Origin of the sequence: Clostridium sp. LS (assembly GCF_002760435.1) — a bacterium.
Taxonomy (GTDB): Bacteria; Bacillota; Clostridia; order Clostridiales; family Clostridiaceae; genus Clostridium.
Genome location: NZ_AUUU01000097.1, coordinates 1 through 22,830, shown reverse-complemented (window position 1 = coordinate 22,830; position 22,830 = coordinate 1). Strand labels below are relative to the sequence as shown.

Below are 22,830 nucleotides of genomic sequence, written 5' to 3'. Positions count from 1 at the left end.
GTGTATAAGAAATTGATAATAATAACCCTTATAATAGTAAGTGGGAACAAAAGATAGTTTCCTCTCATAAATACCCTTTTTCAAAAAGTATCTAGTTTCATTTTATAGGCTAGGTACTTTTTGTTATGAAGGAAAATAGTTTGTGCTAGAACTCCAGTGTTATGTGGGCAATACAGAGAAGAATGTGAAAAAATGAAATTATTGTATTTTCCATTTAATAAGGTCCATGAAAGAGATTTAGCAGAATGTTTTAAAAATGATCAGAGAAGAAAGTAGGGAGGAAGAGTATGGCTAGGGCACCAAATGAAGAGTTAAACTATAAGCAAAAACTTTTCTGCACTATATATAGTAAATGCTTTAATGCAACCAAGGCTTATAAGCAGGTTTATAATTGTTCATATAAAACTGCAATGGCTTGTGGATCTAGATTACTTGCAAATCCTAAGGTAAAGGAAAAAATAGAGTTATTAACGAAAGCGGAGATTGATAAAGAAACTTTAAAATATGGAGTTTTACAGAAATATATTGATATTGCTTTTGCAGATATAACTGAATTTTTAGAGTTTGGAGAAGAGGACATTCCACTTTTTGATAAGGATGGAAAGCCAAAATATAACGATGATGGTGCAGTAATGACTAAAAAATTTACTTATATAAAGCTTGGAGACAGCAGTAAAATAGATGGAACTTTAATTAGCGAAATATCTGAAAGTACAACTGGAATTAAATTTAAGCTTTATGATAAGATGAAGGCTTTAGACTTTCTTACTAAACATTGTAATTTACTTGATGATGAGACCAAATCTAAGTTAGAATTTGAAAATAAAAAACTTCAAAATGATAAATTAAGGGCAGAGATTAATAAGGCGAATACTGACGAAGAGGATAAGATTGAAGATGATAAATTCCTAGAGGCTTTAAAAGATAAGGTTAATGAGGTGTGGAAGGATGAGTAAACACATAGAAAAGAATTTTAAATTTAAGCCTTTTTCAAAGAAGCAGCTTCAGGTTTTGACTTGGTGGAATGAGAAATCTCCTGTAAAGGACAAGGATATATTAATTGCAGATGGTTCAGTAAGGGCGGGCAAAACTATTGTGATGAGCCTGTCTTTTGTTATGTGGGCAACAGAAGAATTTCATGGAGAAAACTTTGCCTTTTGTGGCAAGACAATAGGCTCCCTAAGAAGAAATGTTGTAAAACCTCTGAAAAAAATGCTTAAGGGCAGGGGATATAAATGTAGAGACCGCAAATCTTCCAATGAAAATTATTTGACTATTTCAAGAAATGGAAGAAGCAATGATTTTTATTTATTTAGTGGTAGAGATGAAAGCTCACAGGATTCAATTCAAGGAATAACCTTAGCCGGTGTTTTATTTGATGAAGTTGCTTTAATGCCTCAATCTTTTGTGAATCAGGCAACTGCTAGATGCTCAGTAGATGGCTCGAAAATGTGGTTTAATTGCAATCCAGATGGGCCATATCATTGGTTTAAGATTGAATATTTAGATAGGTTGGAAGAAAAAAATGCAATACATTTACATTTTACCATGGAAGACAACTTGTCGCTCAGTGAAAAAGTTAAGGCTAGATATAAAAAAATGTATTCGGGAATATTTTATAGAAGATATATTTTAGGCTTATGGTCTCTTGCAGAAGGCATTATTTATGATATGTTTAATGAAGATATCCACAAGGTTAAAGCAATTCCTAGAAAGTATGAGAAGTATTATGTGAGTATCGATTATGGAACTCAAAATGCAACAGTATTTTTATTATGGGGATTATTTGAAAATAAATGGTATATAGTCAAGGAATTTTATTACAGTGGAAAAGCCACAAAGGAGCAAAAATCAGATGTGCAATATTCTAAAGAGTTAAGGAATTTCCTGGGGACAATTATTCCGGTAAAAATAATAGTTGATCCAAGTGCAGCCAGCTTTATTGCTCAGCTTAGGGATGATAATTTTAAGAATGTTATGAAAGCTAAGAATGATGTATTAGATGGGATAAGAACAGTATCTAATGCTTTAAATCTTGGCTTATTTTATGTTAATGATATATGCAGGGAAACTTTAAAGGAGTTTAGTTCATATATTTGGGATCCTAAGAAGCTGGATCATGGAATTGAAAGTGTGCTAAAAGATAAAGATCACTGTATGGATGCAGTAAGATACTTTATTTATACAATTCTTAGAAGTGACATTGATCTAAAATATGATGACTCAGTTTATAAAAAAGGAAGAGGAATAGTTAACTTTAGTAGCTATGATTCTTATAAAAGAGGAGGGGAAGTATTTTAATGTATTTTGATTATGATGATAAAAGTAAAAATATAAAAGAGGTATTATTCAATTTACCAGAAGTTGAGAAGTATGAAAGAAAAAGAGTAAGAAAAGATTATATATTTTACAAAGGCAAAAGTATAATTCCAGTAAATAAAGTTTATGAGGACAAGGCTATTTTGGGACAAAACTGGGAGACTAACGATAATTGTGATTATAAACCTACTCAAGATATAAGAAATAAAGTCAAACCACTTCTAAAAAAACAAGCTAGATGGATGTTTGGAGTAGAACCAACTATTAAGTTTAAAAGTGATAATAAACAGGATAAGGAACATTGTGAAGAGCTTAGGAAATTTATTGAAGATGTATTAGACGATAATTTCTTTTGGTCAACAACTAAAAAAGCATTTTTGGAAGCAACTATTAAAAAAAGAGTTCTTCTCAGAGTTGAAGCTAATCCAAATTCTCAAATAGCTATTAAATATGAATCTATAGAAAATTTTTATTATAAAGAAAAAAATGGGAAGCTTTTATATGTAGTGCTTTTTGAGGAAGATGAAGAAAATGTATATAAAGCCTCAGATCTAGAGAAGCTTTATTATCTTCATACTTACTATTATAAAACTAACGAAGAAACTAAAGAGCTTGAAGCTTGGTATAAAAAAGAAACTTATAGGAATCTAGAGCTTCAAGAAAATTTAAAAATAGACGTTAATACAGGATTTTCAACTATTCCATGCTGGTTAATTAAAAATGGCGGGGAATTAAATGATTCCTTTGGTGAATCTGATCTTGATGAATTAATAGATATTCAAATTCAATATAACAAAACAATTTCAGATGTGAGGGATGCATTAAGATTTCAAATGTATGGTTCAGAGGCAGTTATTGATGGTAAGGAAGAAGATGTCAATAAGTTTATTGTAGCTCCAGGCGCTCTGCATGCAGTGAGGACAAGAGATGAACTATTGGAATCAGGGAAACAGGCTAAGGTCCAAAGATTAGAATATAATATGAGCAATAATGCTGCTGTTGAAGCTTATTTAGATAGGACGGAGGCAGATCTTAACTTTGCTATGGACATGCCTAGATTAGCCGATTTGAACAATATACCAAGTGCAAAAGCTATGTCATATTTATATAATGATTTAATTGCAAGATGTGAAGATAAATGGAATGATTGGACACCAGCTTTTATAAATTTATTTAATTTCATAAAAGAAGCCAGTCCAGTTTGCTATCCAAGTAAATATAGTAAGAGTTGGAATCAATTAAAATATACTACATTGTTTGATCATAATTATCCGCTGCAAAGTGATACCAGTGAAAAGAAAACTTTAGCTATGTCAGAAGTGAATAGTGGAGTAAGATCACACCAATCTTATATAAAAGACTATTCAGATATAGAAGATGCAAAGGAAGAATGGAACGAAATTTTGCAAGAAAAAACTCAATTGAAGGGATAAGATACCTCAATTAAGTATATATTTACCAAAAGTAGACATATTTTTGGTACGCAAGACTATGAAAATCTCGCATTCTTTCGTCTTTTTTAGGGGGGCAGACGTTAAAGAACAAACCTAAAAACTCTATTCATGGACGCTACCATGTAAACAAGCGAAGATAGAGAAGGAGGAAAGATAATAATGGCAAAATTAAAGGAGATTATAGGAGAAGAGCTATTTAAAATGCTTCCAGAGGAAAAGCAGAAGGAATTTGAAAATAAGGATTATGAAGATATTTCTAATGGACCATTTATTCCAAAACAGCGCTTTGATAAGGTGAATGAAGAGTCTAAGACTTATAAAAAGCAGGCTATGGAAAGAGAGCAGCAAATCTTAGAACTAAAAAATCAATATGGTGATATTGAAAATTTAAAGAGTAAGATTATAGAGCTTGAAAATGAAAGCAGAAATCAAAAGGAAAGCTACGAAAAAGAATTGGAAAATATTAATTTTAATAATCTTTTAGAGAAAAATCTAGATGCTTTTAATGTAAAAGATAAGACTTTAATTATGACTTTATTAAACAAAGAAGCTCTCAAGGTCGACGGAGAAAATATATTAGGACTTAAGGAGCAAATGGAAACAATTAAAAAGGAACGTGATTACTTATTTGAAAAAGAAGTAAAAGGAACAAGCTCCTTTAGTACTGGTGGCGGGAGTCCTAACCTTGGAGAGAAAAGGAACTTTGCAGCAGAACTAGGAAAAGAAAAAGCAGCAATGCAGGGAAGTGGCATTGCTAATTTTATCAAGTGAAAAAATAAAGTGTAGAAAGGAAGAAGTAAATGAAACAATCAAGTTATTCAATTGGTGCTCAAGGGAGACTTAGAGCAGCAGCTGGTGATCATTTTATTGCTTTACCAGTTAAGGTTAAAAAATCAGATATATCAGTTTTATTAGATTCCAATGAGGTACTAAAAGCTGGAACTTTACTTACGAAGGGTGGGAAGGCTGTAACAACTACGGCCAATGCATCAGATGCTTATGGTGTTGTATACGAGGATGTTAGTTTTAAAGGAGCTGTGTCAGCTGATGGAAACACAGGTAGTGCAACAGCGGTTGTACCAATATTTTTACACGGTGTTTTATATGAAGCAGACGTTAAGTTTACAGAAGAATCAACTGTAGCTGGCGGTAAAGAGGCAGAAAGAATTGCATTAAAACAAATTTTATTTATTTAATGAAAATAAAACTAACTATTAATTGCTAATTAAACTAAGTTATTTATATGATAAAGAGGAGGAACATTTACAGTATGGATATTAAAGATTTTATAAATTCAAGTAACATAGCTTTATATATGAGAGAACTTCCAGTTGAAGAAAGTGCGGATAAGGCGTTATTCCCTAATAAAAAGCAATTAGGAACAGAATTGGAGTTTGCAAAAGGTGCCAAAAAAAAGGCTGTAGCCTTAAAAATGTCAACTTTCGATGTTGCTACTAAGATTAGGGCGTTAAATGCTTCGATAGATGTGCAAAGAAAAGAAATGCCATTCTTTAAAGAAGGGGTTGGGATCACTGAATCAAAGAGAAGAGAATTAATTAATGCTGCTAATGGAAATAATGAGAATTTAGTACAGGCTCTAGCGGCACAATTGTTTGAGAATTATGCGGGATTAATTGAAGGGGCTAACATTCAAACAAAGAGAATGAGAGCTTCATTAATTCAAAATGGAATAATTAATATTACAAGCAATGATGGAGACATAGTTGTAGATTATGGTGTACCAGCTGCACACAAAATCGTGGTGAGTGGAACAAAGTGGAATGATTCAAAAGCAGATATAGTAAGCGATATTAAGACCTTCCAAAAAGTAATAACTGATGATAATTATCCTAAGCCAACAACTGTGTTATTAACTGAAAATACTTTTAATAATACCTTTAGAATTAATGACGCCATTACAGCTCATTTGCGTTCTGGTGCTGCAGCTTCAAGCTTAATATTGTCAGAGCAAGATTATATTAATTTCTGCAAAGAAATACTTGGATTAAATATTGTGTTCTTAGAAAATGGAACCTATATTCCAGAAGAAGGGTTAGATCCTCAACCATATTACACAGATGGAAAAATAACACTTATGAGTGGAACTACTTTAGGTTATACTGTCTATGGAACTACCCCAGAAGAATATGACAAAATTTATGGAAGTGGAAAGCTTGATACGGCTATTGTGCAAGATGCAATTGCAATAACAACAATGGTAAAGGAAGATCCAATTACGGTAGATACAAAGGTATCTCAAATTGTTATACCAAGCTTTGAAAGAGCTGATGAAGTGTTATTTGCAACTGTATATTAAATTTGAGGGAGGTGAAAGGTTATGTCACTTACACCTTTGGAATTATTAAAATTTTATCTTCAAGAAAATGAATATCCTTATTTTGAGGATAAGGAACTGTATTTATTATTAGCAGCTAATGATGATGATGTTTTTAAAGCAGCTAACAAAGGCTGTCTCTTAAAGGCAGCAGCTGATGATGAAATTGACGTTGCGGGAATAAAGCTCAGTTCAAACAGAGAATATTGGCTTACTTTAGCAGAAAAATTTCAAGCTGAATCTATGAGCAATGGTTATATAACCAATATGAAAAGAGCTGATGAGTACTGATGGCTAAACTAAATAGAGGTAAAATAAGTGAAAAAATATATAAGCAGCTTGATAGAAAAGGATTATTAAAGGAAATCAAAATATTAAGATGTGGACCAGATATATATAAGGAAAATTTAGAAGAATTATATGTATGCACCATAAAAGGCTACTATTATAGAGATGAATCAAAGATGATTTTAAGCTCTAGAGAAGCAGCAACTCTTAATAGTAAATATTATGATAAATTATTGATTTCTTATAATGACGAAAGTAAGAAAATAAAACAGGATGATTATTTTATATTAGACAATATTAAATTTAAAATAATTGATACAGGAAATATTGAAGATATAGTGTTTGATATGTGGTTAAGCAGGATGTGATAAATATGGAGTTTGATATTGAAAATATAATCACTGGCTTAGGTAATTTTGAAGCGAAGGTTAAAGAAATTATAGATATTTATGGAGATATAGCAGCAAAAGAACTTGAAGAAGAAGTTAAAGATAATTTATCTTATTCAAGTAAAACAGTAGAACTAGCTAATGAAATTGAAAGCGGTAAGGAGTGGACTGGCGATAATTGTATTATTTATGTTGCTGGTAATAAGCAGGAGTTTGTAAATTTGGAATTAGCTAATGATAAGAGGTATGCAGTTCTTAAGCCAGCAATAGATAAACTTTCTCCAGAAATATTAAGAAATATGGATAATTTGCTGGGAGGTTAATATGGCAAGCTTTAATTATAAAATACCTGGAGATATATTGGAGGATGATCTAATAAATAGCACAATTCCGCAAACCTTATGGCAAGAAATATATTTGCACTTAAAAAAGCTTGGATATGAAGTATATTCACCAGGGCAAAAGCGAGATAAGTGTCAGAATAGTTATGTAGTCATAAAAGAAAATGGCACTTTTAGAGTAGCTGGAAATGTAGCAGGATATAAATTATTTGATATCATAATTTATCATCCAATGAGCAATTACTCTACTATGGAATTTTATGTTGAAAATATAAAAAAAGCCATAAAGGATATAGATGAATTGGTGCCAACAGGCAATGAAACTCCAAGTATTATAGATGATCAAGTACAAGCTTATGCAACAAGTATAGAATATAAACAATTTAAAGGATTGAGGAGGTAATAACATGGCGAATGGAAAAACTTTGGTAAATGTTAAAAAATGCATTGTAAAAAATGAAATTACAGGCGATCAGTTTGATATTGGAGATACTGCAAGTGAAATTGATGTAGAACCAATATTAAGTGCTGGAAAAAGAGATATCCTAAGAGTAAAAGACAAAATACTGGGAATAAATCAAACAGAGGATATAGCGATAGGGTATAAATTAAAATTAAAGGATAACACTTTTAATCTTGATGTTATGAGGCTGGTGGATGGAGGTACCATTTCTGGAGGTAACTATACTTCAATTCCAGCGGGGGAAGTTGTAGATAAGGATTTATTTACTTTAGAGGTATACACTGAAGAAAAGGATTATAGTAGAACTACAGGATACACAAAATTTACCTGGAAGCATTGTAAAGGAAAAGTGCCTAAATACAAAATAAAAGATGGTGATTTTATAGTTCCTGAATTCGAAGCAGAATCTATCCCATTTAGAGGTGAAACTGCAATTGATATAGAGAGCGTTACGAGTATTCCGGGAGGAGTTACACCCATAACACCCCCATCAAGTGGTAATCAAACCATGGGGGGAGTAGTAGGTGGAACAGTAACAAATAGTAACCCAGATGTTGGAGTAGAAATAACTACGAACATTAAATGGACTTTTGTGAAGGAAATTAATCAAGATGAGGTAGATAATATACATTTTGTAGTTAAAAAGAAAGCTGATGGAACTATAGTGGATGGAAATGTTACTATAGACAACACTAAAAAGATAGTTACATTTATACCAATAAGCATAGAAAGAAGCGTAACTTATACAGCAGAAGCCAAAGCAATTGCTCTATTAGATGGAAGTGGAACAACTACACCAATTAGTGTAGATTTCACAACTATATAAATAATTTTAATTTAGAGGTTGGTTGTGGAATTGATAGATGAAATTATTAGTGCTTAATTGATAAATTATCAATAAACAATTGTAGTTGAGTCAAGATGTTTTTATGAGGGCTATAAATAGAAAAATGTTATTTATAATGGAGAGGAAGATTATTTATGGAAATTACTAAAATTGAAGATTTGAAGAAAATGGCGGAATATGATGTGATTGAATTACCTAGATTTAAGAAAGAGATACCTTTTAATGCAAAAGTTAAAAGAGTGTCTCTTTTAAATTTAGCAAAAAGAGGGGTAATTCCTAACCAATTATTAAGTGCTGCAGAAGAATTATTTTATGGGAAAAAAGCTAGTACAGGTGTTGACTTAAAGCAGCTTACAGAGGTTATGTTTGTAATGGCTGAAAATGCTCTTGTAGAGCCATCTATTAAGGATTTAGAAGAGGTAGGCTTAGAATTAACTGATGAACAGCTTGTGGCATTATTTAATTACACTCAAAACGGGTTAAAAGAGATAGAAAAATTTCGTGAAAAGTCAAAGGATAATGTCAATACTAGCCATAAGCAAACAGTATAAACAAAGGCCATCAGAAATTATAGGAATAACCAATGATTATGAAGCCTTTTGCTTTGATGAATGCTGCACTTATATTTTAAATGAGCTCAGCAAAGAAAATCATAGAGAGCCTAGATTTGAAGATGATGATAAGAAAAAGAATACAAATAACGATGAAATTATAAATTGGCTTAAGGCGCAAGAGCATTAAGCCTTTTTTAGATTGACATAATATAACCCAAAAGGGGGTGAAAATAGTATGGCAATAAATGTAGGATCTGCAATTGCATATCTTGAGCTGGATACATCGAATTTTAGCGAATCCTTAAGAGGTGCAGGTGAAGATCTAGAGAGTTTTGCTAGCAGCGGTGAAGTTATTATAGCTGTTGGAGATACCATGGATGAAGTAAGTCTTTCGGCGCAGAACTTAAATATAAGTCTACAAGATACAGCTGTAGCTGTAAGTAATATGGTAATAAGTATTGCGTCTTCAATTATGGAACTCAAAATATGTTTATCGGAATTAAAAGAAGCCATAATTGAATTAATGGAAGCAGTAAAAAATCTTGCTGAAGTACTTTTAGAGGATCTAGTTAATGCGTTAAATAAGGTGAAAGACTTGGTGAAAAGCGGTATCTTTACTTTGCTTTATGATGAAATAATGAAAGTGAATGATGCTTTAAGCAGCTTAATTTCACAAGCTTCAAAAATTGGAATTCTCGAAGAAGCATTTAGAAATTTAACTAAAACAATAGAAGAGGCTTCAAAGACAGCAAAGGCCTTAAGTGCAAGTTTTGACGAAATGAAAAATAAAATAGAATTACTCACAGATGCAGTTTTAAAGCTTACAAATAGAATTCAAGAATTAACAGAAGCAGAAAAGGCAGATACTATTCAAGTAAATAACCTAAAAGATGCATTAACAGCATTAAGGGAGAGCATTGAGCAATGCCTTATACCATTAGGTTTGTTTGCAGCAGCTTTAAAGCTCATTGATTATGAGGCTAAAGCTTTAGCAAAAACAATAAATGAAGAATTAAAGCCAGCTTTAGATTCACTTAAAGAAATTTCTATAAATATGTCGATAGAACTTAGTGGAAAACTTACAACTGCTACAAAACAAGCAGGTGATTCCGCAGAAGATTTAGGAAATAAGCTTGAAGACTCAGCTGAAAAAGCTGAAGAGTCTACAGGGGTATTAGCTTCTATACGTAAAGCATTAGATCCATTTATCTCAAAGGTAAAAGAGATAATTGAAGTTGTGGAAGGATGGATAGAAAAATTTAAAAATGTCATAGAAATTCTCAAAACAATTAAGGATTTTTTAAGTAATTTCAGCAAGCTTGAGAAGGTTGTAAGTATATTAGAAAAAATTATTTCCGTTGCAGAAAAAATTATAGCACCTGTAGAAAAAGTCATAGAAGTCGTTAAAAAGGTAATAGGAGCCTTTGATTCCCTTGAAGCTGCAGCAGGTGTATTTGCTGAAATTGCAGGAATAATAACCCCAGAGGTGGCGCTTGTTATTGCAGCAATAGCACTTATAGGATTTGCAGTTTATGAGGTGATTAAACATTGGGATGAGTTAAAAGCCTATTTTCAAGGTGTAGTGAACTATTTTAAGGAAGCTGCTGGTAATATTGTTGATGGCTTTGTTGATGGGATAAAGGAATTTGGTCATAAGGCTTGGGAAGTTATTACATGGTTAGGTGGACAAATTTGGCAAACATTTAAAGATTTTTTTGGTATAAATTCTCCTTCTAAAGTATTTGCTGAATTTGGAGGATTTATTATTGATGGTTTGGTTAATGGTTTAACAGGAGGCATTGATAGTCTGATGTCGTCTATAAGTAATATAGGAACTAGCATTATTGATAAATTTAAGGGACTATTAGGTATAAATTCTCCATCAAAAGTTTTTGCAGAATATGGTGGCTTTATAGGAGAAGGTCTTATACAAGGAATAGACAATCAAGAAGGTGCTATAGCTACTAAGTTTTCAGGAATTGCAAACAAGATTAAAGATTTAGGTAATGTGAAACCAGAATTTAGCGGGCTTAATAATATGGCTCTTAGTGGAGCTTATGGCGGCAGTGCAGCATTTAGTACAAGTAATCCAAAGCAGTTTAACTTTACGCCAAATATAACAATGCATATATCGGTAGCGGATACAGGAGCAAAAGGTACAGCACAACTTACAAGTGAGTTAAAGACCATGGCGCAAAATGCTATAAAAAACAGCATGGTAGATGAGTTTATGGCAGATGCCTTGAGACTATAAAGGTAGAAGGGAGGTATCTAAGTTGGTATATAATGAGCCAAAATTATTTTATGAGGATGGATCAGAGGTAAATGGTGTTGTTACTAATTATAAACCGCCCCTTCCATCCTTTAATACTATAAAAAACAAGCCACTAAAAGGAAATACAAGATTTCAAACCATTAATGGGAAAAATGACACTAAAATAAGGTTTACTTTAGCTTTTAATATTATAGATTGCGGGAAAGATTCATATAAGAAATTTCTAATTCATTATGGTGATTTATTTAAGTTCAAAGATGAGTGGGGATACACCTATACGGGAAGACTCGAGCCAAGCATGGATATAGACATGCCCATAGAAGCAGATATTTATTACATTGCAGTAGAAATGCTATGTAACTGTGAGGTGAGCGGCATATGAATGACTTCAAGGTTTTAAATCAATGGAAAAATGGAAATAAATCCTTAAGTCCGCCTATAGATATTTCAGATTATATTATTGACATTAATATAGATAGAAGATCTGGCACCAATGTTAATGAGTGTAGGTTAAATTGTGACGGTATACCTAGAGATAAGTTTTTTGTTAGAAAATCTATAACCAATGATGAAAATGTAGTCACTGATCCAATGAACAAAATAGAAATATATATAAATAATAAAATTCAATTTACTGGCTGGCTGATGAATTATAAGATAAACAGCAATAATCAAATCGTTGAATTAACGCTTCATGATGACAGTGTCTTGTTAAAGAGAGGACTAAATGTACATCCTAGGCCTAAGGTTACTTATACAGAGACGTATAATACTACCGTCATAGTAATGTTGGCAGGTCTATTAAATGTTAATGTGAATATAGATCCTGAAGTGGTAAGAAGAGCTGTTTTATTAAATGAATATACCATAGAAAATGGCCAAAATGTCTATGATGCAATAGTAAGTTTATGTGAAAGCTTAGATGCTGTAATTTCAGCGGACAAAGATGGAACTATAAGAGTTAAACCTTCTTATATTGATTATACCAGCGGGTATGACTTTAATTATGATGAAGTTCAGCACATAGTAAGTGCCTCAACTACAATAGCTGGTTCAAAATTAAAACCAACTATAATGATTAAAAATGACAGTAATGAAGACCGCAAATTATCTTGGGTATTTACAGATAAAGAAATGCTTGAGTATTTAAATGGCTGGGATGATGTGGAGATAGTAGAATCAGATCTTGCTATTAATCAAAGTGTGGCTCAAAATATTGCACACCAAAGATTAGTACTCATGTGGCGAGGAGCAACCAGCCAAGATATTGTAACTGCAGAAGGTAATATAGACATGGATGTGGATAAGGTGGTTCAGACTACCATTGATGATAATACAGATGTATATAGAGTCATTGGATTAACTACTACCTTTAATTCAGCTGAAGGCTATATAGATAAATTGACTTTAGAATGTATACATCCTCATAATATTGAATATTTAGGAGATATGATAGATTGTAAAGGCCTTAGAGATGCAATTATAGCACAGGCTATGAAATATCTAAATATTCCTTTTAATCCTAATCAATATTATAGGACCGATCAAGGTGAGTGGGGGATGGTAGATGAGGCATTAATTACTCATACTTTAATAGATTTAGGGATGAGATCAGAGGAAGAATTAACTACTGACCAGGGGACTATAACTACTGTATGGTGTGATGAAATATCAGCAGATCAAGTCAAGCCTGCTGACATAGTGGCTTGGCCTAATGACTGTCATGAAATGGGCTGGTATTTGGGAGATAATAAAATACTTGAGGTATGGGGGAGTGTTATCTCTAATATGACTCCTACTGCCATGCAATATCGTGGCTATTTTGTTAAAGTAATTGAAATGGATTCTGAGTATGGCGTCAACGCCCCTAGATTTTATAGGTTAAAGGAGTTGAAGGATTGTGTCTAATTATTTTAGAGACTTTATGCAGCCAACCAAAACCATATTTGAGAGGCTGCAGCAGCAAAAAAATCAAAAGGTTATTATAAATGGTAATAATGGAGGAAGTACAAATGCCAATGTAATTCCGCCATTTTATCCAGATTTGCCGGAATACCCATGCGAGCTAATTAGGGGAGATGACAACAAGGTAACTGAAATTCATTATGGTAAAAATAATTCAGCTAAAGGATATGTATGGCGACATATAATTCATAGAGGTGCAGATGGTAAGGTGGATTATATTAGACAAGAGAATCCAGATGGAACTTTTGAAATTGTACTGCACAGAGATTCAGATAATAAGGTTAAATTAATAGATATAGAGTAAGGCAGGTGATAAAAATGAGTGTTCCAAGTTATGTCCTTAATTTTGATGAACTGTCCGAACTTCTTAAAGATTATTTGCAGAATGGTATAAATGTGGATATTCAAGGGATGACCTTTTCTACTACTGATATCGAGAACCTGTTAAAGGATATATCTAATAAAATACAGGGAATAGACTATAATAATTTAATTACGGCTCTTAATAATTTAGGAGCTCAATTAGATGGAATAACAGGCAATTTAGGATTAAGTGGTGTACAGAAAATATATGGCAGAATGTTAGAAAGTTGGTATATTAGTGATACTAAGCAAAATAACATTATAGAGTTTACTGTACCTGCTAAAGGGCAAATAACGGGTATTACTTATACTCTAAGTGCATGGAGCCCTAAAGACAGTTGGGATTTGGTGGTAAATGGTAATAAATTATTTACAAACGTTAGGACAAAAGAATATGGTGAACATAAATTCTTTAATGTGTTTTATCCTGTTGAGAGTGGGCAGATAATAGAGTTTATCTACAATTACAGTGATGATGATAAGTCTAACCGTACTATATGGGTAGACTTTAATATATTGGAGGGCTGATATGACTAATAAGTCTAATAATCCAGTCCCAAGATATGTGATTAACTTTGATGAATTTATTAAATTGTTTGGTGATGATATATCGGCATTAATTGCAAGAGCTTTAAAGGATAAATATCCCCAGATTACTACAAATAATATTGAGGCTATACTCCAAGAGATAGAAGATTTAATGCCTGCTGAGCAATACAAAAAAATAACAAAGGCTTTAAGCATAATAATCAATAACAACAAAGTAAATGGTATACAAAAAATAGAAGGTAGAATAATGGATGTACCCCCAATTATTCAATCCATAACAGAGACTTTTAAATTTGAGAAAGATGTCTATATCACAGGATTTCATTTTAACCAAACCGGATGGAAAAAAGAGGATAGGTATACTTTAGAGGTGAATAAATTACTTCTTATAAATAAATCTTTTACAAAGGAATTAGGGGAACATAAATACCTTAATACCTATTACTTAGTTAATGCTAATACACCTATAAATTTTACTATAGATAATAATAGTGGTAATAGTAGGCAAACCATAATAGATTTGGAGTATTTAGAAAAAGTGGAACTCCCACCACCTCCTGATCCACCACCCGTACCCGATCCGAGTATTCCTTCAGTGGATAATATCACTAATCCTTGGGACGTTGCAGTAGAAATGAACTGGGAGATAAGCCATGCAGATATAGACTTACATGGCTTTATTGATGGCAATCACACTTGGAGCGATAATAAAACCCATGTTTGGTATCATAATAAAGATATAGGAGATGATACATTTAAACTTAATTGGGATTTTCAGTCTCATTTGGATAATACTAATCCTGAGATATTATCAGTAAAAGGTCATAATATTTTAGATGTGTACATTCACAACTTTAACCCAACACCTTTAAATAACCCGGTTAATGTTAAAATTTATACTAAAGATAGTACAGGAATAAAAGTAATTAAAGAATATGATATAACTCTATCTACCAATAGGACATATATAATAGGAGTTTGTTCTATAAATTTAAATACACTTGTAATAACCGATAGAACAGATCAAATACTATTTATTAGTCCTTAACAAATAGAACAGATAAGAAATTATTTAGTATTGATTACAAAAAGGAGGAATTTTTAATGTCAGAAAATTTTTATTATGTGGAAGGTAGTTCTAGTGTAAGAAATTTAGTTAACTCACTAGTAACCGAAATTACTCAAAATGCAGATATTTATAATTGGGAATTAGTCTACCCATCATCTATTAGTAAAATTGGTTCAGCAGGTTCAAGCTCAACAATTGACCTAATTGCAGATGGTAGTACTACTTCTTTAGTTAAGACAACTTTTACAGTTGGTAGCAATAATGATAGATGTATATTAAAAACAACTACATCTAATGGGAAATCATTCTATTTAAAGATAGATAGATTAGGTGCAGATTTAAGTGTAGCAGAGAAAAAAGCATTACAAGATTTTGATAATTTTCATACGTATGGTACTGGAAATGGAGGTGTTGCTCATAGAACTGATGCTCAAGTATTAGAAATGATGGCTGGAGTTAGTACAAGTTGGTCTAAGAGTGGAAGCTATGATGATTATGTAAGTGCAAAAACAAAAAGCGGCTCACTAAATAATATAGTGCTGCAAATATCAAGCAGTTTAAATTCGGCAGGGGATGATTTAGACATAGCTCCAGACTATAATCATAGATTATCTTGGTACAGAACTATTCCATCAGGAATAAAAGATTTCTTACCTGTACAATATTGGATTAATGTTACAAAAGATAGTATTAATTTAGTGTTAAGAGGAGATCCATCTGCAGATGTTACTCCATACACAAATTATCTTACTAGTTATGCTTATATTGGAGCATTAAAACCAGTAGAAGACTCAGCTACAACAGATGATATATATAATTTTGGTATCACTACTAGTTCAGATGTGCAGCCTTCATATAGCCAAGCCTATGGTGAAAGAACTGGTACTGGTATAACAGATGTATGTATGATAGCTAACAAGATTGGTATGCCTTATCAACCTCATTATCCTGCATTTTATGCTACTAACCCATTTATGGATAAGTGCAACGTGGAAGGAAGCCGTTGGAACCATAAGAAACACCAATTCTCAGATATAACTTTAGTTCATCCAGTTGATATGGAAAGAGGTAAGATGATTAATGTATTAGCTGGGGATGCTAGTTCTATATATGATATGGATAAATTAGCATATAAAAAAGATACTGTAGATGAAGAATATTATAAGAAATTTACTATAACTGCTCCTTATAATTTCTTAAATAATAGTTCTAACATTAACTATGCTATAGCTATTAGGTGTTATAAGACTACAGAATAAGAATGAGGGGTGAGGTATAAATGCCCTTGTATACAATGATTCCCTTGTGTAATGTTAAGTATGCAGGGGACACTCTTTCTAGTGCTACTTTTAATTATGATACAGCTACTCTAGTAAATAAGAGTAAGGATAAGTATCTTAATAGATCTTCACCATCCACTGTGGATATAGGAAAAGAGAATAACTCTTTAGATTTAGAGAGACAACATGAAAAATCTAATGTAATACCAAAAGATAAAATACTAGATAGGGAAAAACTCTTTATAGATTGTTATATAGTAATGGATAAGAATCTATTAGATATTAGACCTAATATGCCTCTTGTTCTAAATACTCCTAAGCCTTTAAATACTAAACTCATGGTAGAAATGTATCAATCAATAAAAAATAGGAGTTATATTATAGATAATTTAAGAGAATTAGATAACAATGTTATAACTAAGCTTTTAGATAATAAAAGATTAAAAGGTATAAATCAATCAAGAGCATTAAATTTTGAGATTCAAAGGCCTTTAAAGTCATTGTTAGATAAACCTTTGCTACCATTAGTAGAATGTTTAAAAAGACGTGAATTAGTTATATACAATTCGTCATTCTTATTAGATAAGCCACAGGTTGCTAATGATATATTTTTTGGTAATAATCAAAAATTTTATGATTACATTAGAGAAAAGGTGTTAGATAAGGATATAACCTCTAATTATATTGATAGAATCACAGATGATAAAAAAATTAATAAGATTAAAGAATATTTTAAGTTTATGTCTAGATATGGATATTATTCTATATTCAATAAATCTTATCAATTTCTATTAGATAGATTAACTATTAAAGATATTTATTCTATTTCTTGTGAAATACCTGTTACCAAAATTGAATCAAAAGAAATAGATAATATTAATAAAATAAATCTTTTAGAAAAGAGAAATTTATCTTTTATAAATGAATGTGATAATTCGAAATTCTTAAGTAGGCAAGTATCTTTATATAGTGGTAAATTTTTGATACAGAAAAGTTTATTAAATTTAACTGTATCTTCTATTGGGTCATGGATAAATAATAAAAATTTATTAGACATATCTTTAGAGGATATAAGCTATAGTAGTAATAATTACTTATTATCCAAAATACAACACTTATTAGTTAAGGAAGAAAAAGCTGCTATTTTAGATACTATAGAACATGATATTAATAAAGAAAAACACAAGGAATTATCAGATTTAAATGTAATGATAGTTAACAAAGGAATAACTATTAAATCTTTATCTCATTTTTTAAAATTAATAAATGAGGAATTAAGTAAGGAGTTAATTGATTTAAAAGAATTGACTATTTACAAAGAGGATCATAAGGAACTAGGAGATTTTAGTAACATAAACATAAATAAATATCGTGCAATTAATTTAGGTAATCAACATGTAACTCCGATCTATCAACAGGATGCTAAAGAATTGGGGGCAGACCATGTATCTCAAGCTTATATTGAAGGATATAGGGAGTTATTAATTGAAGGATCTAATTTATTAAGCATTACGCCTTTTACTCCTTATTTAGATTCTTACAAATCAAAAGAAGCGATTATATACAGTTCTAATATGCTTGATAGATTGACTAATAAGTTATTAAATAAAGCAGAGATGAAGTATTGTAATTATATTAATACAAAATTAATGGATAAAAACTTTGCCTCATTTTGTGATTACATCAATATAAAATCCATCTACAAAGAACATTTTAAATATTATGATTATGTTAACTTAAAATATATGAATAAAGATAAACGTAGATTATATTATAAGATAACAACGGTTCCAATGTTTAAGGGGAAAATAAAATTGATGTATAAAAAAGGTATGGCTCCTATGTTTAAAATACAATCAGAGTACCTAAATCCAATAAATGTAGTTCCTACATTTAGAATTAGCCCTAATTATTTAGATAAACTTAACTTAACTCCTATATTTAGAATAAATTCAAAGTATCTAAATAAGTTAAATATAGTACCAACTTTTAAACTCAGAGAGCTTTACTTAAAGAAACTACAATTATATCCTATTTACCATCAACAAAAGAAAAATCTATTAGATGTAACTATAACTCCTATATGGAATGATAATGAAGTATATCTAGTAAAAGATTATAATCCTATAGATAAAGAAAAAACCAAGTTTATTGAAATCACGAAAAGATGGTGGTGGTTAGATGAAAAAGGACCAATAGATCATTTAATAGTTCCTAATAGAGATTATGAGGAAATGGCTGACTTACTATCTAATCCTAATTATGAATACCTAAGATATAATCAGCATCCTATAGAATGGGGTAAAGGCTGGGGGATAGATTGGAATATACCACCTCATGCTGTATCTGTGGAAATAATGTTAGATTTAGTAAACATATTAATCATGGTATGGCACCATAATAAGCAAGCTTGGTTAAATTGTACAGGCAAAGAGGGTATACAATTTGTTATGGAATTGCTCTATGATTGGTATTCTATGTCGACTTCATGCCCAAATACAAGTTATGAGAGAGCGTATAGATGGATAAGATGGGAAGCTGAGAAAGTATATTTCTTAGATACTAGCAATGGCTTACAGTCTATTGGTATGTTAATAGGCAACTTATTAGAATACATGAAAAATCATCATTATAATATAGTTCCATTATGGAGAAACCCAAAAGCAATGGATGTAGAAAGATGGTTTGAAAATCCATTATTTAAATTACGGTTAATGAGAGATATAGATAAATTTAAATGCAAGAGACACTATTATATAGAAACTCAGAACTTAAAAAAATAAAATTTAGGAGGTAATAAATATGTCAACAACAATAGCAAGCAGAATTGATTTTAAAAAGCCAAGACAAAAGGAATGGGGTATAATTCAGAATGGTAATTTAGCTACATTAAATTATGGTAATGAAACAGATAGTAAAGGAAATTCTATAATGGCATATTCATCTAATTGTTATGATGATGTTTTAGAGCAAGCAAAGATATTAATAAATTCAGGTATTGGAACTATGAATGTTCAAGTAGTGGAGTTTGTACCATATGACTATATCATGCAACCTAGAGTATAGGGGTGACACCATATGAAACTTTTAAAAGTTAAAGATGGTTTATTAGAGGCTGAGAATTTTTTCTTAGCCTCTCCTTTTAGTGACTTTGCTGGCAGTGCTAATATTACTAGAGATATATCAACAGGAAAATTGCAGCTAATATCTGATAATATAAGAATCGAAAGACCTTTTCCCTTTGATGATTTCTTAATAGAAGTTAAAAAAGAAAATTTTGATAATATGGAAAATGGTGATTTTTCAATGGTATATTTAGGAGATGGTAACTGCACCTTTGGGATTAAAGATGAGGATGTAAAAACTCAAAATAAATATTGGAAAATTTTAAGAGAAAGTGGTTATGTACAGGCTTATGTTAGTTCAGATGGCATAAATTATACGAATATAGGAGGGATGAGCTTCCCTGATACTTTAACTAAACAAGGATTTGATAAAATTAATAAGAAAGGATTTATTCTTGATAGCTATAAGTTATATGGAAGTCCATATGTTACCCTTCAAAACTTTCCTCAAGATACAATATGTGAATTATATGATACTAGCAATAATTTAATAAAAACTAGAACCTTTGATTCTTCTATGGAATGTAGGATTTTTTTAGATTCTAACAATCTAAATGGTCATTTAATATTTAAAGATCCGCAAGGATCTACTTTATTTACCACAGATAATTTAATTTTTGGTTATGGTGATGTGTGGGTAATTAGTCCCTATGATTTTGAAGTAATTTATTTAGGCAATGTGGTAACTAATGTAACACCTGCTTTTCTTCAAGATCTCGATGAAATAATAAGTATTAAAAATATAGGCAGTACAACTTATACAGGCATAGTGGTTGGAACGCAAACAAGCAGCAGTGATTTAATAGAGCTTAGTTTAGATGGAATAACTTACTCTAGTACCTTAACGTTAGATTTTGCTATTGGAGAGGAAAAACAGATATATGTGAAAGTCACTAAAAATGCAGCCAGCATCAATTTCAGTGTTAGAGACTTTCAATTAGTTATTAGTTAGGGGGTAGGTTTAATGAGTGAATTTTTTAGTGTAAACACTAGTGCTACTATTGTACTAGATGATAGTCAAACTTCAAGGTCAACAACCTGGAGCAGTGAACAGATTTACGAGGCAATTATTAATTATTCCGGAGGTAAAAATGGAACGGAAGGGAGCTTTAAATTCATGGAGATAAATGATGTTATTTCATTAAATGCTGGGGAAACGATTCAAAGAGATTACGACTTGGGGGAAAATTCAATTATCATTACGACCGTATATTTAGATATTGAGGATGGAAGTAACTTTCAACTTAAAATCAAGGATCAAATACAAAATGGATTTTTATTATATGATACGGGCCACGTAAATCATTATACAGATAGTGTATTTATACCGTATAAGGACAAAGATCCGAATACTAAAAATAAGCTGCATGCAGAGATAACAAATTGGAACTTAAATGCGCCGGTTGTACTAAATTTAAAAATATTAGGCTTGGAGGTTGAAGTATAATGTTAACTAAAACAGAATTTATAATGTTATTTACTAAAATAATAGGGGGCGAAGCCGTGCTCGATGCTGATTATAACTCAGTGATTGATGTTTTAAGGATGCAAAGGATCGTAAGTTGGGACTATGCCCAAGATAATTCCTTAAATCAAGCGCAAAACTTATTAAACATTATATGTCAAAACTCAATACGATTCTATGAAACATATTTAGGGGAATAGGAGGTTAAACAATGTTAGTAAAAGGAACAGTTCAAAAACAACAATTACTTATGGCGATCCATGATGCGATTATAAGTGCCGGATCTAATTGGGTAGAGATTTCAAGTAATAAAACAAATGATTATAAATGGGATGTTTCAAGCATGACTGATGGATATGTGTTTAAAAGTCCACCGATTGGAACTAAAAATCAAAGTGTAGTTTTAGAGTTAAAAAGTATAAATCTTGCGGTAACATCGCCAAGTACATCCACAGGAAACGGAGGGAATCATCTTAATATTTGGTTAGCGGATGATTATACGCCAAGCACAACACCAAATGTAAATGGGACCTTTTTAAACAGGGGACAAGTTGCATCTTGGGGGTTTACTACGGTTGATTCAATATATTCGGCACCAACTTCATTATACGATTATTTTGTTGATGTGTTGGATTATAGAATATTAATTGTCATTCAAAGAAATTCAGCAACAACAACAACGTATCCACATTATTTATACATTGGTTATCCAAATCCTACTACAAACATTGAGGGACCAAACTACACTAATCAATTTATAATCGGTAGTAATATTTATTGTGGTAATAACACAACGGTAGCTCGTGTATATTGGCATAAAGGATCAAACGCGCTTTATAACCAATATGCTTATACGAATTGTAATTTAAATAATGCAAATCCAAACCCAATGGGGCTATATTTATTAAGTCCGATTACAGTTACGGGAGATGGAGGTACGGGAGTATCTAACACCGGTCCACTTGGAGTATTGACTGGATTATATGCACTTCCCGCAACCAATATTATCAACGGTGATACTATAACTATCGGATCAGACACTTACCAAGTATTTAACCTTAGTCAATGGTTATTTTCTAGCTATACAAGTATAGGAGGGATAGCCACTAGTATATATTATATGAATGGCATTTCTCCATCCCTTATCGCAATTAAGACAAACAATTAAGCGGGGTGAATTGCTATGGCAAACTATAATGGTGTAATTATTGATAAAGGGTGCATTCTAGGAACCGTAAGGAATATAAAAAAGAGTGGGAACGTCATACCTAGTGATGTGATAGTGGGTGGTTTTAGATCCACAGTTAAACAGGGACTTGATCTTAATAATTACTATTTTTCAAAATTTGAGAGAATACCGAAAGAAAGAATCTTAAACAGATTTAAAAATCTTTCTAGTAATATTCATTATTGATATTAAAGAGGTCTTTCAGTCTCTCTTTTTATATTACTTAAGATTAAAAAGCGATGAGGGTGTGAATCAGATCTAAACAATTCAAAAGATCTGAGAAAGACTTGTAAAAATGGAAATGTTATTGGAGAACATAACGAGCACAAATAAATTTATTATGTACTAAGGATATGGATGAAGAGAAACATGAAGAACTTAACAAGTGCTTTTGGTACATTAAATCCTGTCTAAAATAGGAAATATCTCACTTTGTAAATAAATTATAAAAAAATTGTAGGAAAAGTAGAGAATGTGTATAAGAAATTGATAATAATAACCCTTATAATAGTAAGTGGGAA

General features: G+C 31.4%; 27 protein-coding genes. All 27 read left to right on the top strand.

All coding sequences use genetic code 11. From position 1 onward, the window contains the following. The first annotated feature begins 287 nt into the window (after window positions 1-287). The 27 genes from COL3_RS19715 to COL3_RS19585 all read left to right on the top strand — a co-directional run bounded on the left by COL3_RS19715 (window position 288) and on the right by COL3_RS19585 (window position 22,495). Window positions 288-956: a terminase small subunit gene (locus COL3_RS19715; RefSeq protein WP_008426122.1), complete on the top strand. Its 669-nt coding sequence runs from the start codon at window positions 288-290 to the stop codon at window positions 954-956. Further along, window positions 949-2,301, top strand: coding sequence for a PBSX family phage terminase large subunit (locus COL3_RS19710; protein WP_008426119.1), 1,353 nt, complete (start codon window positions 949-951; stop codon window positions 2,299-2,301). The genes COL3_RS19715 and COL3_RS19710 overlap by 8 nt, the downstream gene beginning before the upstream one ends. Further along, window positions 2,301-3,752 (top strand): phage portal protein, encoded by a 1,452-nt coding sequence (locus COL3_RS19705; protein WP_008426117.1) that lies wholly within the window; start codon window positions 2,301-2,303, stop codon window positions 3,750-3,752. Before COL3_RS19710 ends, COL3_RS19705 begins: the two co-directional genes overlap by 1 nt. A 180-nt stretch (window positions 3,753-3,932) precedes the next feature. Continuing rightward, window positions 3,933-4,544, top strand: coding sequence for a phage scaffolding protein (locus COL3_RS19700; RefSeq protein WP_008426115.1), 612 nt, complete (start codon window positions 3,933-3,935; stop codon window positions 4,542-4,544). Window positions 4,545-4,573: 29 nt separating this feature from the next. Next, window positions 4,574-4,969, top strand: a complete 396-nt coding sequence (locus COL3_RS19695; protein ID WP_008426113.1) for a hypothetical protein — start codon at window positions 4,574-4,576, stop codon at window positions 4,967-4,969. Between the two features lie 74 nt (window positions 4,970-5,043). Then, a complete protein-coding gene (locus tag COL3_RS19690) occupies window positions 5,044-6,090 on the top strand; it encodes a major capsid protein (RefSeq protein ID WP_008426111.1) in 1,047 nt (348 codons plus the stop codon). A 21-nt stretch (window positions 6,091-6,111) separates the two neighbouring features. Continuing rightward, complete coding sequence (locus tag COL3_RS19685) at window positions 6,112-6,399, top strand: hypothetical protein (protein WP_008426109.1); 288 nt, start codon at window positions 6,112-6,114, stop codon at window positions 6,397-6,399. Further along, window positions 6,399-6,764, top strand: coding sequence for a hypothetical protein (locus COL3_RS19680; protein WP_008426107.1), 366 nt, complete (start codon window positions 6,399-6,401; stop codon window positions 6,762-6,764). The genes COL3_RS19685 and COL3_RS19680 overlap by 1 nt, the downstream gene beginning before the upstream one ends. A gap of 5 nt (window positions 6,765-6,769) precedes the next feature. Beyond that, window positions 6,770-7,108, top strand: coding sequence for a hypothetical protein (locus COL3_RS19675; RefSeq protein WP_008426105.1), 339 nt, complete (start codon window positions 6,770-6,772; stop codon window positions 7,106-7,108). Between the two features lies 1 nt (window position 7,109). After that, complete coding sequence (locus COL3_RS19670; RefSeq protein WP_008426103.1) at window positions 7,110-7,529, top strand: hypothetical protein; 420 nt, start codon at window positions 7,110-7,112, stop codon at window positions 7,527-7,529. 4 nt (window positions 7,530-7,533) lie between these two features. Next, window positions 7,534-8,415, top strand: a complete 882-nt coding sequence (locus tag COL3_RS19665; RefSeq protein WP_008426102.1) for an Ig-like domain-containing protein — start codon at window positions 7,534-7,536, stop codon at window positions 8,413-8,415. 155 nt (window positions 8,416-8,570) lie between these two features. Beyond that, window positions 8,571-8,987 carry a hypothetical protein gene (locus COL3_RS19660; RefSeq protein ID WP_008426100.1) on the top strand — a complete coding sequence of 139 codons (417 nt, stop codon included), beginning with the start codon at window positions 8,571-8,573 and terminating at the stop codon, window positions 8,985-8,987. Then, window positions 8,956-9,177, top strand: a complete 222-nt coding sequence (locus tag COL3_RS19655) for a hypothetical protein (RefSeq protein ID WP_008426099.1) — start codon at window positions 8,956-8,958, stop codon at window positions 9,175-9,177. Before COL3_RS19660 ends, COL3_RS19655 begins: the two co-directional genes overlap by 32 nt. A gap of 48 nt (window positions 9,178-9,225) precedes the next feature. Next, window positions 9,226-11,244: a hypothetical protein gene (locus COL3_RS19650; RefSeq protein WP_008426097.1), complete on the top strand. Its 2,019-nt coding sequence runs from the start codon at window positions 9,226-9,228 to the stop codon at window positions 11,242-11,244. A gap of 22 nt (window positions 11,245-11,266) precedes the next feature. Beyond that, on the top strand, window positions 11,267-11,647 hold the full coding sequence (locus COL3_RS19645; RefSeq protein ID WP_008426095.1) for a hypothetical protein: 381 nt from the start codon (window positions 11,267-11,269) through the stop codon (window positions 11,645-11,647). Continuing rightward, entirely contained in the window at window positions 11,644-13,173 is a 1,530-nt protein-coding gene (locus COL3_RS19640; protein ID WP_008426092.1) for a hypothetical protein, read from the top strand. Before COL3_RS19645 ends, COL3_RS19640 begins: the two co-directional genes overlap by 4 nt. Continuing rightward, entirely contained in the window at window positions 13,166-13,534 is a 369-nt protein-coding gene (locus tag COL3_RS19635; RefSeq protein WP_008426089.1) for a hypothetical protein, read from the top strand. Before COL3_RS19640 ends, COL3_RS19635 begins: the two co-directional genes overlap by 8 nt. A gap of 14 nt (window positions 13,535-13,548) precedes the next feature. Further along, window positions 13,549-14,121 (top strand): hypothetical protein, encoded by a 573-nt coding sequence (locus COL3_RS19630; RefSeq protein ID WP_008426087.1) that lies wholly within the window; start codon window positions 13,549-13,551, stop codon window positions 14,119-14,121. Window position 14,122: 1 nt separating this feature from the next. Beyond that, the gene (locus COL3_RS19625) at window positions 14,123-15,190 is read left to right on the top strand and encodes a hypothetical protein (protein WP_008426085.1); all 1,068 of its coding nucleotides are present in this window, start codon (window positions 14,123-14,125) and stop codon (window positions 15,188-15,190) included. A 56-nt stretch (window positions 15,191-15,246) separates the two neighbouring features. Further along, window positions 15,247-16,470, top strand: a complete 1,224-nt coding sequence (locus tag COL3_RS19620; protein ID WP_008426083.1) for a hypothetical protein — start codon at window positions 15,247-15,249, stop codon at window positions 16,468-16,470. Between the two features lie 20 nt (window positions 16,471-16,490). Beyond that, the gene (locus tag COL3_RS19615; protein WP_008426082.1) at window positions 16,491-19,274 is read left to right on the top strand and encodes a hypothetical protein; all 2,784 of its coding nucleotides are present in this window, start codon (window positions 16,491-16,493) and stop codon (window positions 19,272-19,274) included. A 19-nt stretch (window positions 19,275-19,293) separates the two neighbouring features. Then, complete coding sequence (locus COL3_RS19610) at window positions 19,294-19,557, top strand: hypothetical protein (RefSeq protein WP_008426080.1); 264 nt, start codon at window positions 19,294-19,296, stop codon at window positions 19,555-19,557. 12 nt (window positions 19,558-19,569) lie between these two features. Further along, the gene (locus COL3_RS19605) at window positions 19,570-20,568 is read left to right on the top strand and encodes a hypothetical protein (RefSeq protein ID WP_008426076.1); all 999 of its coding nucleotides are present in this window, start codon (window positions 19,570-19,572) and stop codon (window positions 20,566-20,568) included. A gap of 12 nt (window positions 20,569-20,580) precedes the next feature. Beyond that, complete coding sequence (locus tag COL3_RS19600) at window positions 20,581-21,063, top strand: hypothetical protein (protein WP_008426074.1); 483 nt, start codon at window positions 20,581-20,583, stop codon at window positions 21,061-21,063. Next, complete coding sequence (locus COL3_RS19595) at window positions 21,063-21,281, top strand: hypothetical protein (protein WP_008426073.1); 219 nt, start codon at window positions 21,063-21,065, stop codon at window positions 21,279-21,281. Before COL3_RS19600 ends, COL3_RS19595 begins: the two co-directional genes overlap by 1 nt. A gap of 50 nt (window positions 21,282-21,331) precedes the next feature. Beyond that, window positions 21,332-22,249 (top strand): hypothetical protein, encoded by a 918-nt coding sequence (locus tag COL3_RS19590; RefSeq protein ID WP_143327552.1) that lies wholly within the window; start codon window positions 21,332-21,334, stop codon window positions 22,247-22,249. Window positions 22,250-22,264: 15 nt separating this feature from the next. Next, the gene (locus COL3_RS19585; protein WP_035283822.1) at window positions 22,265-22,495 is read left to right on the top strand and encodes a hypothetical protein; all 231 of its coding nucleotides are present in this window, start codon (window positions 22,265-22,267) and stop codon (window positions 22,493-22,495) included. The last annotated feature ends 335 nt before the right edge of the window (window positions 22,496-22,830 follow it).